Source organism: Corynebacterium sp. USCH3 (genome assembly GCF_037619475.1).
Classification (GTDB): Bacteria; Actinomycetota; Actinomycetes; order Mycobacteriales; family Mycobacteriaceae; genus Corynebacterium.
Genome location: NZ_JAQPZT010000001.1, coordinates 680770 through 692285, shown reverse-complemented (window position 1 = coordinate 692285; position 11516 = coordinate 680770). Strand labels below are relative to the sequence as shown.

The following is an 11516-nucleotide window of genomic DNA, read 5'->3' as shown; positions in this document are numbered from 1 at the left end:
ACCCGGAAGCTAAGCCTGCCTGCGCCGATGGTACTGCACCCGGGAGGGTGTGGGAGAGTAGGACGCCGCCGGCATCAAAAATTTGTATCAGAGGTGTGTGGTTGGAGCAGTCGATCGTCGGCTGCACCGGCCACACACTTTTTTTGTGCGTACACAGTCCCCGACGTCGGCGCCGCCACAGCGCGGTTGGTCTCCGTGCGGGCCTGACCTAGAATCGGTCAGGAATCACAACTTCTAGGAAGAGGCAGTCACATGAGCGAATCCTCCGGCGGCAGCGGCTCCCGTAACCACCATCGCGGCGGAAACCAGTCGTCCAACGGCGGCCGACGCGGACAGGGGGATCGCCGGAGCTACGGCAACCGCGACGGCAACCGCGACAATCGGCGGCGTGACGACCGCCGTGACGAGCGCCGTGACGAGCGCGGAGGTTACCGTGGGCGGAGCCAGGATGACCGGCGTGACGGCGGTCGGAACGACCGTGACGACCGTCGTGGAGGCCGGGGTGCGCAGGGTGGCCGCGACAACCGGGGGGGCCGTCCCAACCGTGGCGGGCAGGGGCAGGGTGACGACCGTCGTCGTGACCGGCACAACGGCCCGCACCGCTCCGGCTACCGTGAAGAGCGGATCAACCAGAGGAACCAGGAGCCGGAGATTCCCTCGGACGTGAGCCCCAAGGAGCTCGACCCGGGTATCCGTCAGGAGCTCCGCAGTCTTTCGAAGGACAACGCGGACAAGGTCGCCGGGCACCTCGTCATGGCTGCGGCACTCATGGACAAGTATCCGGACCGGGCGCTGGCACACGCCCGTGCCGCAAAGGACCGCGGAGGACGCGTCCCCATCACCCGGGAGACGCTCGGCATCGCCGCCTACCACGCCGGGCAGTGGAAGGAGGCGCTCACCGAACTGCGTGCGGCGCGTCGGATGGCCGGTGGCCCGGGCCTGCTGGCCGTGATGGCGGACTGTGAACGCGGCCTCGGACACCCGGACAAGGCCGTCGAGCTCGGACGGGTGCCGGAGGCATCCGACCTGGACCCCGAAGGCCGGGCCGAACTCGCTATCGTCGTCGCCGGCGCACAGCATGACCTGGGCGACAACGACGCCGCGCTCGCCGTCCTCCAGCCGGAGTCGAAAGCCACCGACCTCCCCGACGTCACCGCGCTACGGGTGGCCTACGCCTACGCCGACGCCCTGTTGGCCACCGGAGATTCCGACGGGGCCCGTGAATGGTTCGAGCGCGTGGTCGAGATGGACACCGAGGACGTGCTCGACGCCGAAACCCGCCTCCGCGAACTCGGGAACGCCTGACCCATGGCAGGACTGCGACTCCTCGACGACTACGACGTGCTCCTCGCGGACCTGGACGGCACCGTGTTCACCGGTGGGAAGCCGGTGGACGGCTCACGTGAGGCCCTCGACGGACGTGCGGTCGTGTACATCACGAACAACGCCTCACGGTCGCCGCGGCAGGTGGCCGAGCATCTGCGGTCCCTGTCCTTCGCCGTGACGGACGACCAGGTCCTGACGTCGGCCCAGGCCGCCTGCACCCTGGCCAACGACGTCCTCACCCGTCGCGCGGTGCCGGAATCCGGCCGTCGTGCCTACGTCGTGGGTGCCTCGTCCTTCCGTGAGCTCGCCTCCGAGGCGGGCTTCGAGGTCGTCGACAGCGCCGACAGCCGGCCCCATGTCGTCCTCCACGGTCACAGCCCGGACACCGGGTGGGCGCAGCTGTCCGAGGCGGCGCTGAGCATCCGGGCCGGTGCGGAGTACGTGGCCTCGAACCTCGACACGACCCTCCCCTCCGAGCGAGGTTTCCTGATCGGGAACGGGTCGCTCGTCGCCGCCGTGGTGAGCGCTACAGGGGTGTCCCCGCAGAGTGCAGGCAAGCCCCTGCCTGAGATGTTCACCCGCGCCGTGGACACTTCCGGTGCCCGGCGACCCCTGGCCGTCGGTGACCGGTTGGACACCGACATCGCCGGAGGAAATGCCGCCGGGATCGACACGTTGTGCGTGCTGACGGGCGTGGCGACCCATACGCAGCTCCTGCACACGGAATTCCGTCCGACCTACATCGCCGCGAACCTGCGGGACCACCTCCCCGGCTGGTCGGCGGAGTGCAGGGGGGAGGATATCGTGGTGTCCTCGGGTGAGATCGGTGCGGTCGACGTCATGTCGGCCGAGGCCGTGGCGGCGGCGGCACCGGTGTTCTGGCAGGAGAGTGACCACGGGCGTGAGCCCCGTGTCATCGGCGCCCCCGGCGATGACGCCGCGGTCCGTGCCGTGGAGGGCTGGCGATGAATCCCGGTGACCTGGCACGGCAGTCGTCCACCCCGTCCGTGGCGCCCGGTCGACCGGGGGAGCAGGGTGCGGGGGCCTTCGACGCGGAGTCCCTCGTCGCCCAGGTCGACGCCCTTCTCGCCTCTGACGCGGACGGTGTCGACGAAGCGGCTCTCCTGGAGGACGCACACCACCTGATCAACACTGCGATGGAGGGACGCTGACCGTGCCGAAGACGAACAGGAACCGGCGGCTCCAGCGTCTCGACGCCGAGCTGGTGAGACGGAAGGACGCACGGTCACGCGACCACGCCCGCGAGATGATCCTCGCCGGCCGGGTCAGCGTCAACGGGATGCTCGCGACGAAGCCGGCCACCGGCGTCGACGGCGACGTCTCGATCCGGGTCACGGTCAGTGAGGACGACCGCTGGGCGTCCCGCGGCGCACACAAGCTCCTCGGCGCACTCGAGGCGTTCGAACCCGCCGGGCTGAGTCTCTCCGGACGGCGGGTTCTCGACGCCGGGGCGTCGACCGGTGGATTCACCGACGTCTGCCTCGACCGTGGCGCCGCAGAAGTGCTCGCCGTCGACGTCGGGTACGGCCAGCTGATCTGGCGCCTGCAGAACGACGACCGGGTCACGGTCCTGGACCGCACCAACGTGCGGACCCTCACCGCCGGGGAACTCGGTGGCCCGGCGGACGCGATGGTCGGCGACCTCTCGTTCATCTCCATCGAGCTGGTGCTTCCGGCCCTGGCGGCGTGCGTCGCGGCGGGCGGCGACCTGTTGCCGATGGTGAAGCCGCAGTTCGAGGTGGGAAAGCACCGGCTCGGCCACGGTGGGGTAGTCCGGGCCCCGGCACTGCGCGCCGAGGTCACCCTGAAGATCGCCCGTGCCGCACTGCAGCAGGGACTGTCCACCCGGGCAGTAGTTGCGTCGCCTTTGCCCGGTCCCAGCGGAAACGTGGAATACTTTCTGTGGTTGGTCAATGACGGTGGCGTCGGCGCTCCCGGTGAGGACGCGCTGACCGCCATGGTCGAGAAGGCAGTGAAGGAGGGTCCCCAGTGACTGAAGAAGCCCCCCGGGTCCGCGAGGTGCTCCTCGTCGCGCACACCGGTGCGTCGGACAAGCTCAACATGGCCGCGGCCGCGGCCCAGCGGCTCTCCGACGGAGGCCTCACCGTCCGGGTGATGTCCACCGGTGACCCCGCACCGGTCGCACGCCATGAGATCCTCGGTCGTTTCCCGCGTTACGGCCACACCACCGAGGCCGCCAAGGGGGTCGACCTCGTCCTCGTCCTCGGGGGCGACGGGACCTTCCTCCGTGCCGCCGACATCGCCCACGCCCAGGACGTCCCGGTGCTCGGGGTGAACATGGGCCACATCGGATTCCTCGCCGAGTGGGAGCAGGAGTCACTGGAGGAGGCCCTCGACAGGGTCATCGCCGGGGACTACCGCATCGAGAACCGGATGACGCTCTCGGTCACCGCCCGCGACAACGACGGCCGGGTGCTGGGTACCGGATGGGCCCTGAACGAATGTTCCGTGGAGAACCTGAACCGTCAGGGCGTCCTGGACACCATCCTCGAGGTCGACCAGCGACCGGTGAGCTCGTTCGGGTGCGACGGAGTCCTGGTGTCGACACCGACCGGTTCGACCGCCTACGCGTTCTCCGCGGGTGGTCCGATCCTCTGGCCGGAGCTCGCCTCGATCCTGGTGGTCCCCTCCAACGCCCACACGCTGTTCGCGCGTCCTCTCGTGGTCAGCCCGGACTCAACCGTCGCGGTCGAGACGAATCCGTCGACGTCCCCGGCGACGGCGGTGATGGACGGTTTCCGGCAGATCCACATGCCTCCGGGTGCCCGGGTCGAGATCCGCCGTGGGCCGCAGGACGTGCGGTGGGTGCGGCTGGACACCGAACCGTTCACCGACCGACTCGTCCAGAAGTTCCGCCTCCCGGTCACCGGGTGGCGCGGACCGCGACGGTGACGGGGGATACGGAGATGCTCAGATGCTGAGGGAACTCCAGATCCGGAACCTGGGTGTCATCGAGGAGGCCGTCGCCGAGTTCACCGACGGATTCACGGTGGTGACCGGTGAGACGGGTGCGGGCAAGACCATGGTCGTGACCGGTCTGAAGCTGCTGTCGGGTTCCCGTGCGGACAGTCAACGGGTCCGGGCGGGCACTGACCGGGCGACCGTCGACGGTGTCTTCCACACGGACGAGGACTCCACCGCCGCAGCGCTCGTCGACGACGTCGGAGGATACCTGGAGGACGGCGAGGTCGTGGTCTCCCGCTCGGTGAGTTCATCGGGCCGTTCCCGTGCGCACCTGGCGGGGCGGACTGTCGCGGCCGGCGTCCTGGGGGACTTCTCGTCCCGCCTGCTCACCATCCACGGCCAGTCCGACCAGCTGCAGCTGCTGGACCCGACCCGGCAGCTGCGGAACCTCGACAGGTTCGCCGGACTCGACGAGGACCGCCGGCGTTACCGCCGTCTGCGGCGCGAGTGGGCGGCCCTGGCGCGGGACCTGAACGAACGTACCGGGAAACGCCGCGACCTCGCCCTCGAGGCGGAGACCCTGCGACGGTCACTGGAGGAGATCGACGGACTCGACCCGCAGCCGGGGGAGGACGAGGAGCTGAAACTGACGATCAGCCGTCTGCAGGACGCGGATGAGGTCAGGGACGCCGCGCTGACCGCCCTGGCTGCGATCGACGGCGGCGACCCCGACACGGGCCTGGAGGAGACCGCGGCGGTGGAGTCGTTGTCCGCGGCCGCCACCGCCCTGTCGGGCCGTGCCGGTGCCGAGCCGCGGTTCGGGGATCTCGCGGCACGCCTCAACACGGTGGTGACCGACCTGGCCGACATCTCCGGTGAGATCGGCGCAGCGCTGGCGGACGTCCCGTCCCCGGAGAGCCTCGAAGGGTTGCTGGCGCGACAGCAGGATCTCCGTGAACTGCGCAAGTACTCGTCGGACATCGACGGGGTTCTCGCGTGGCGGGACCAGGCGCGTGAGCGTCTGGGGTCGATCGACGTCTCCGGCGACGCCCTCGAGGAACTGCGGGGCCGGGTCGAGGAGGCGTCCTCGGCGATGGTGGGTGCCGCACAGGACCTGTCCTCCGCCCGGTCCGCCGCCGCAGGCCGGTTCGCCACGGCGGTGAGCACCGAGATCGAGGGGCTGCAGATGTCCTCGTCGTTGCGTGTGGAGGTGCGCACTGCAGGGGGACGGGGAGCTGCGGCGGCGGAGGCCGCGGACTGCCACTCGGACGGTATCGACGAGGTCGAGTTCCTGCTCGTCCAGGGAGGGAAACCGAATTCGCTGGCCGCGACGGCGTCGGGCGGCGAGCTCTCCCGCGTCATGCTCGCCCTCGAGGTGGTCCTGGCCGGGCAGGGTCGCACGATGGTCTTCGACGAGGTGGACTCCGGTGTGGGGGGACGCGCCGCCGTGGAGATCGGACGGCGGCTCGCCCGGCTCGCCGTCGACAACCAGGTCATCGTGGTGACCCATCTGCCCCAGGTCGCGGCCTTCGCCGATGCGCACGTGCATGTGGCCAAGGCGGCCTCGGACGAGTCGGTGCGGTCCAGTGTGCGCACGCTCGACGACGCAGGACGGGTGGAGGAGCTGTCCCGCATGCTGGCCGGTCTCGAGTCGGACACCGGGCGTGCGCACGCCGAGGAACTGCTGGAGACGGCGCGCCAGGCCAAGGTGGACCTCGGCGCCCGGTGACGACGTCCGTCAATCTCGTCGGTCCCGTCGGCGCGCCTACCCGCCGGTGACGCGCCCAACCGCCACAATGGTCTGCATGATCTTCTCCCGTACTGACACCCCCGGCATCCACGGCCACACCCGGGACTGCACCGGGACGAACGGCACCGGCCGGTTGTCCGAGGGCGACATCGTCGTCATCGACCAGCCGGACATCGGTCGCGCCCTCGCCCAGAAGTTCATCGACGCCAAGGTGGCCGCGGTGGTCAACACGGCGCCGTTCTCGACCGGGAACGTCCCGAACTTCGGACCGCAGATGCTGCTGGACGCCGGTATCGTGTTGGTCGACGACGCGGACCCGTCACTCACCGAGCGGTTGAAGAACGGACGCAAAGGCCGGCTGCACGAGGGCAAGATCCTCTACGGGGACCGCTCCATCGGCAAGGGCGAGATCCTCGAGGACGACGTCGCCGTCGCACGTTTCGACGAGGCGCGCGAGACCCTGGCCGACCACATGGAGGCGTTCACCGGGAACACCGCCGAATTCGTGCGCACCGAAGCCCCCTTGTTCATCGACGGTCTCGGTATCCCCGAGGTCGGTGTGGACATGGACGACCGCAAGGTGCTGGTGGTCAGCCCCGACCCGGCCATCGACGACAAGATCAAGTCCCTGCGCTACTTCATCCGGGAGTACGAGCCGGTCATCATCGCCGTCGACGGTGCGGCGGACACCGTCCTCAAGCACGGCTACCGCCCCCGGGTGATCGTCGGTGATCCTGAGGTCATCAGCAACGAGGCACTGAACTCCGGTGCCACCATCGTCCTCCCCGCCGAGCCGGACGGTCACGCCGCCGGTCTGGAACGTATCCAGGACCTCGGGGTCGGCGCGATGACGTTCCCCGCGGCCACGTCCGATTCCACGGACCTGGCGCTGCTGCTGGCCAACTACCACGGTGCGTCCATGGTGGTGAACCTCGGACCGGTGCTGGACCTGGACCGTATCTTCGACACCGCGCAGTCCCCGGACACGCCGTCGGCGATGCTCTCCCGCCTACGCGTGGGTGGACGCCTCGTCGACTCCTCGGCCGTCGCCGAGCTCTACCGGGTCTCCCGGAGCGGTGGCGGCTGGTGGTGGGCACTCGTCGGTGTCCTGCTGGCCGTGCTGGTGATCGTGTTGATCGCAGGATTCAGCGGGTCGGGGAGCTTCGCCGACAACCTGGTCGACACGTGGAACAACATCGCCCTGCGTTTCCAGGACCTGTTCTGATGGGCGCAGCGAAGACGACCGGGGTCGTGGCGATCGGAATCGCCCTGGGCACCGCCCTGGGTTTCTACGTCCTGGCTCCGAATGTGGAGGGTGGCCCGGCGGCCGTGGACTCGGAGGCGCAGGCCCGGCTCTCGGAGGAGGCCGAGCGGGCCGACCTGGAGGCCGCCGAGGGCGACGCCTCTGATGCGGTGCTGTCGGACCTGGCGGCGGATGCCGTCGGCGATGACCTGGACGGTCGCTCGGTGATGGTCATGGCCACCGCGGACGCGGACGACGACGCCGTCGACGCGGTCCGCGACCTGATCGGCGAGGCCGGCGGAGAGGACGCCGGGACGTTGCGGTTCGACGCCTCGTTGACGTCGCCGGAGTCCGGTGACGAGCTGAAGTCGCTCGCCGCAGGAAGCCTGCCGGCGGGGGCCTCACTGTCCGAGGACCGGCTGGACCCCGGTTACCACGTCGGTGAGTTGCTCGGGCAGTCCCTGAGTTCGGGCCGGGACGCGGCCAGCGAGTCCGACCGCGCGGTGGTGCTCGGCGCACTCGGGAACGCCGGCTTCTTCGCCGACGGTCAGGACGACCTCTCGGCGGCGGACGCGGTGGTCGTCGTGACCGGTGGAGCGTCCGACGGCGACGGCGACGGCAACTACTCCACCCGCTTCGTCGCGGACCTCGCCGCCGCACTGGACGAGACGACCGGGGGAGTCGTCCTGGCCGGTGAACACGGGTCAGCGGCACGTGACGGTGCGCTCGGCCTCATCCGGGCCGACGCCGACGCGACCGAGAACGTCAGTACCGTGGACAACGTGACCACCGTCGCCGGCCGGATCACCGTCGTGCGTGCCGTCGCCGGTCAGCTGGACGGCGACGCCGGTGCCTACGGGTCGGCGTCGAACGCCGCGGCGCCGACAGTGGAGTAGGCGCCGACGTCTGTTAGACTGAAGCCCCGTAGGTTTTAACAGTTCCAACCACGGGAGTCGATGTGTCTCAGGGCCGTAGCGAGCAGCACACCAAGTTTATTTTCGTCACGGGCGGCGTCGTCTCGTCGCTGGGCAAGGGGCTGACCGCCGCCAGCCTGGGGCAGCTGCTCGTCGCACGGGGGCTGACGGTCACCATGCAGAAGCTGGATCCGTACCTCAACGTCGATCCGGGCACGATGAACCCCTTCGAGCACGGCGAGGTCTTCGTCACCGACGACGGCGCCGAGACCGACCTCGACCTCGGTCACTACGAGCGCTTCCTCGACCGCAACCTCACCCAGAACGCCAACGTCACGACCGGCAAGGTGTACTCCACCGTCATCGCCAAGGAACGCCGTGGCGAGTTCCTGGGGAAGACCGTGCAGGTCATCCCGCACATCACCGATGAAATCAAGTCCCGGATCCTCGCCCAGGCACTGCCGGACGCCAACGGGGTGAAGCCGGACGTCGTCATCTCCGAGATCGGCGGCACCGTCGGTGACATCGAGTCCCAGCCGTTCCTCGAGGCCGCGCGACAGGTCCGCCACGAGGTCGGCCGGGAGAACATCTTCTTCATCCACGTGTCCCTCGTGCCGTACCTGGCACCGTCGGGTGAGCTGAAGACCAAGCCGACCCAGCACTCCGTCGCGGAACTGCGCAGCATCGGCATCATCCCCGACGCGATCGTGCTGCGCTGCGACCGGGAGGTTCCCGAGGGACTGAAGTCCAAGATCGCGATGATGACCGACGTCGAGGAGGAGGGCGTCGTGTCCTGCGCCGACGCCGCCTCGATCTACGACATCCCGCGCGTGCTCTACCGTGAGCACCTGGACTCGTTCCTGATCCGGAAGCTCAACCTCCCTTTCCGGGACGTCGACTGGACCGTGTGGGGCGGACTGCTCGACCGGGTGCACGCGCCCAGGGGTGAGGTCACCGTGGGACTGGTCGGCAAGTACATCGACCTGCCGGACGCCTACCTGTCGGTCGCCGAGGCGATCCGGGCCGGGGCCTTCGGCGAGCAGGTGAAGGCGAACGTCCGGTGGATCGCCGCCGACGACTGCGCCACACCCGACGGCGCGGCGCAGGCGCTCAAGGGCGTCGACGCCGTCGTCGTCCCCGGTGGATTCGGGATCCGGGGCATCGAGGGGAAGATCGGTGCGGTGACCCACTGCCGTGAGAACCTCGTCCCGATGCTGGGTATCTGCCTGGGGCTGCAGTGCACCGTCATCGAGGCCGCCCGCAACGCCGGAATCGCCGACGCCTCGTCCACCGAGTTCGACGAGAACACCCCCTCGCCGGTGATCTCGACCATGGCGGAGCAGCAGGCCGCCGTGTCAGGTCAGGCTGACCTGGGCGGCACGATGCGTCTCGGCGCGTACCCGGCCGTGCTGACCGAGGGCTCGGTGGTGGCCGCGGCCTACGGTGAGAACGAGGTCTCGGAGCGTCACCGGCACCGCTACGAGGTCAACAACGCCTACCGGAGTGAGATCGAGGAGAACTCCGACCTGGTCTTCTCCGGGATCTCGCCCGACGGAACCCTGGTGGAGTTCGTCGAGTACCCCACGTCGGTGCACCCCTACCTCGTGGCGACACAGGCCCACCCGGAGTACAAGTCGCGCCCGACGCGGCCGCACCCGCTGTTCAGCGGACTGGTTCGTGCGGCGGTACAACGCCAGGGCAGCTAGAGGAACCCCCGTCGTGGAGTACCGCACGCTGTCCAGTGAGCTGCTCGTGGATGCGCCGGTGGTGGCCGTGCGCCGCGACCGGATCACCACCGCCACCGGTGAGGCCACCCGGGAGATCGTCGAGCACTTCAGTGCGGTGGCGGTCGTCGCCGTGCGGACCTCGGCGACGGACGGACGACCGGAGGTGATGCTGGTCCGCCAGTACCGCCGTCCGGTGGACCGGTACCTCTGGGAACTACCGGCCGGGCTGCTCGACGTTGTCGGGGAGAGCCCGCTGGAGGCGGCACGCCGGGAACTCGCCGAGGAGGCCGGGTTGGCCGCCGGACGGTGGCATCTGCTCGGTGACGTGTGTTCGTCGCCGGGGATCAGCGAGGAGATGTGCCGTATCTTCCTCGCCGAGGATGTCCGGTCGGTCACCTCCGACGATCCGGGGGCGGGAGCGGAGGCGTCCGGTGAGGAAGCGGACATGACCACGACGTGGCTTCCGGTCGATGAGGCCGTGGAGTGGGTCCGGCACGGGCGTATCGAGAATGCGACGGCGGTGGCCGGGCTCCTGTACCACGACGCCGGTGTTCGCCGCGACGTCGCCGAACCCTTCGCCTACCGTTCCGGACTCGCCCGGCGGCGCAGTGGAGGCCGGGAGGCGGGGGCGGACATGAAGCATGTCCGCTGAGGAACTCCCGGAGGTGTCCGCGGCAGACCAGCGGCGGGCCCGGGCGTGGATGCGCCATCTGCGGACCGAGCGGGGGCGCAGCGCCAACACACTGAGCAGCTACGGCAGGGACGTCGACCGCTACCTGACGTGGCTGGCGCACGACGGCCTCGACATGGCGACGGTCTCGACGACCGACATTGAACGGTTCATCGTGGACCTGCGTCATGGGTGCGCCGTGACCCGGCAGCGGCCTCTCGCCCAGACCTCGGTCGCCAGGATCCTCAGCGCGGTCCGCGGCCTGCACGGGTTCACCGCCCGGGAGACCGGGCTGCCGGACGTCGTCGCGGATGTGCCGTTGTCGCCGGGGCGCCGTGACCTCCCGAAGGCACTGACCACCGACCAGGTTCTCCGTCTCATCGAGGCCTGCCCGTCCGGTGACGGGGCGGGCCTGCTGGACCTCCGCGACCGTGCACTGGTGGAGCTGCTGTACTCCACAGGGGCCCGCATCAGTGAAGCCACCGACCTTGACCGTGATGACGTCGACCGGAATGACGGACTGCTGCGTGTCCGTGGCAAAGGCGGAAAGGAACGTATCGTCCCGGTCGGGGACCCGGCGTTGGACGCCCTGGATGCCTACCTGACACGTGCGCGCCCGTCGCTGGCACAGCGCAGCCGCCACGGGGCGGATGCCTCCGCCCTGTTCTTCACGGCACGGGGAGGTCGGCTCACGCGACAGGCCGGGTACAAGATCGTCTCCTCGGCCGCGGAGCGGGCCGGTATCGGTGAGATCTCGCCGCACAGTCTGCGACACAGCTTCGCCACCCACCTGCTCACCGGTGGTGCCGATGTCCGTGTCGTCCAGGAGCTGCTCGGGCACTCCAGCGTCTCCACCACGCAGATCTACACGAAAGTCACCCCCGACCTGCTTCGGGAAACCTGGGCGGAGTCGCACCCGCGTGCGTGATAATCTGAACCG

Annotated in this window: 11 protein-coding genes and 1 rRNA gene; all 12 read left to right on the top strand. The window is 69.4% G+C overall.

The window, feature by feature from the left end:
• Nucleotides 1-74: ribosomal RNA gene (gene rrf, locus PQI66_RS15410) — 5S ribosomal RNA — on the top strand; the annotation flags it as partial.
• A gap of 178 nt (nt 75-252) precedes the next feature.
• Nucleotides 253-1305: a tetratricopeptide repeat protein gene (locus PQI66_RS03280; protein WP_339995956.1), complete on the top strand. Its 1053-nt coding sequence runs from the start codon at nt 253-255 to the stop codon at nt 1303-1305.
• A 12-nt stretch (nt 1306-1317) separates the two neighbouring features.
• Nucleotides 1318-2295, top strand: a complete 978-nt coding sequence (locus PQI66_RS03275) for an HAD-IIA family hydrolase (RefSeq protein WP_445227989.1) — start codon at nt 1318-1320, stop codon at nt 2293-2295.
• Nucleotides 2292-2498: a hypothetical protein gene (locus PQI66_RS03270; protein WP_339995953.1), complete on the top strand. Its 207-nt coding sequence runs from the start codon at nt 2292-2294 to the stop codon at nt 2496-2498. Before PQI66_RS03275 ends, PQI66_RS03270 begins: the two co-directional genes overlap by 4 nt.
• Nucleotides 2499-2500: 2 nt before the next feature.
• Nucleotides 2501-3340 (top strand): TlyA family RNA methyltransferase, encoded by an 840-nt coding sequence (locus PQI66_RS03265; RefSeq protein ID WP_339995952.1) that lies wholly within the window; start codon nt 2501-2503, stop codon nt 3338-3340.
• The gene (locus tag PQI66_RS03260; RefSeq protein ID WP_339995950.1) at nt 3337-4260 is read left to right on the top strand and encodes an NAD kinase; all 924 of its coding nucleotides are present in this window, start codon (nt 3337-3339) and stop codon (nt 4258-4260) included. Before PQI66_RS03265 ends, PQI66_RS03260 begins: the two co-directional genes overlap by 4 nt.
• 22 nt (nt 4261-4282) lie before the next feature.
• Nucleotides 4283-6001, top strand: coding sequence for a DNA repair protein RecN (gene recN, locus PQI66_RS03255; protein ID WP_339995949.1), 1719 nt, complete (start codon nt 4283-4285; stop codon nt 5999-6001).
• A 67-nt stretch (nt 6002-6068) separates the two neighbouring features.
• The gene (gene steA / locus PQI66_RS03250) at nt 6069-7247 is read left to right on the top strand and encodes a putative cytokinetic ring protein SteA (protein WP_339996024.1); all 1179 of its coding nucleotides are present in this window, start codon (nt 6069-6071) and stop codon (nt 7245-7247) included.
• Nucleotides 7247-8161 carry a copper transporter gene (locus PQI66_RS03245; RefSeq protein WP_339995947.1) on the top strand — a complete coding sequence of 305 codons (915 nt, stop codon included), beginning with the start codon at nt 7247-7249 and terminating at the stop codon, nt 8159-8161. Before steA ends, PQI66_RS03245 begins: the two co-directional genes overlap by 1 nt.
• A gap of 62 nt (nt 8162-8223) precedes the next feature.
• Entirely contained in the window at nt 8224-9885 is a 1662-nt protein-coding gene (locus PQI66_RS03240; RefSeq protein ID WP_339995945.1) for a CTP synthase, read from the top strand.
• Between the two features lie 13 nt (nt 9886-9898).
• Nucleotides 9899-10558: an NUDIX hydrolase gene (locus tag PQI66_RS03235; protein WP_339995944.1), complete on the top strand. Its 660-nt coding sequence runs from the start codon at nt 9899-9901 to the stop codon at nt 10556-10558.
• Entirely contained in the window at nt 10548-11504 is a 957-nt protein-coding gene (locus tag PQI66_RS03230; RefSeq protein ID WP_339995943.1) for a site-specific tyrosine recombinase XerD, read from the top strand. The genes PQI66_RS03235 and PQI66_RS03230 overlap by 11 nt, the downstream gene beginning before the upstream one ends.
• The last annotated feature ends 12 nt before the right edge of the window (nt 11505-11516 follow it).

Coding starts and splice junctions, on each gene's coding strand:
- PQI66_RS03280 (WP_339995956.1), top strand. CDS start 253: ATGAGCGAATCCTCCGGCGGCAGCGGCTCCCGTAACCACCATCGCGGC.
- PQI66_RS03270 (WP_339995953.1), top strand. CDS start 2,292: ATGAATCCCGGTGACCTGGCACGGCAGTCGTCCACCCCGTCCGTGGCG.
- recN (WP_339995949.1), top strand. CDS start 4,283: ATGCTGAGGGAACTCCAGATCCGGAACCTGGGTGTCATCGAGGAGGCC.
- steA (WP_339996024.1), top strand. CDS start 6,069: ATGGTCTGCATGATCTTCTCCCGTACTGACACCCCCGGCATCCACGGC.
- PQI66_RS03245 (WP_339995947.1), top strand. CDS start 7,247: ATGGGCGCAGCGAAGACGACCGGGGTCGTGGCGATCGGAATCGCCCTG.
- PQI66_RS03230 (WP_339995943.1), top strand. CDS start 10,548: ATGTCCGCTGAGGAACTCCCGGAGGTGTCCGCGGCAGACCAGCGGCGG.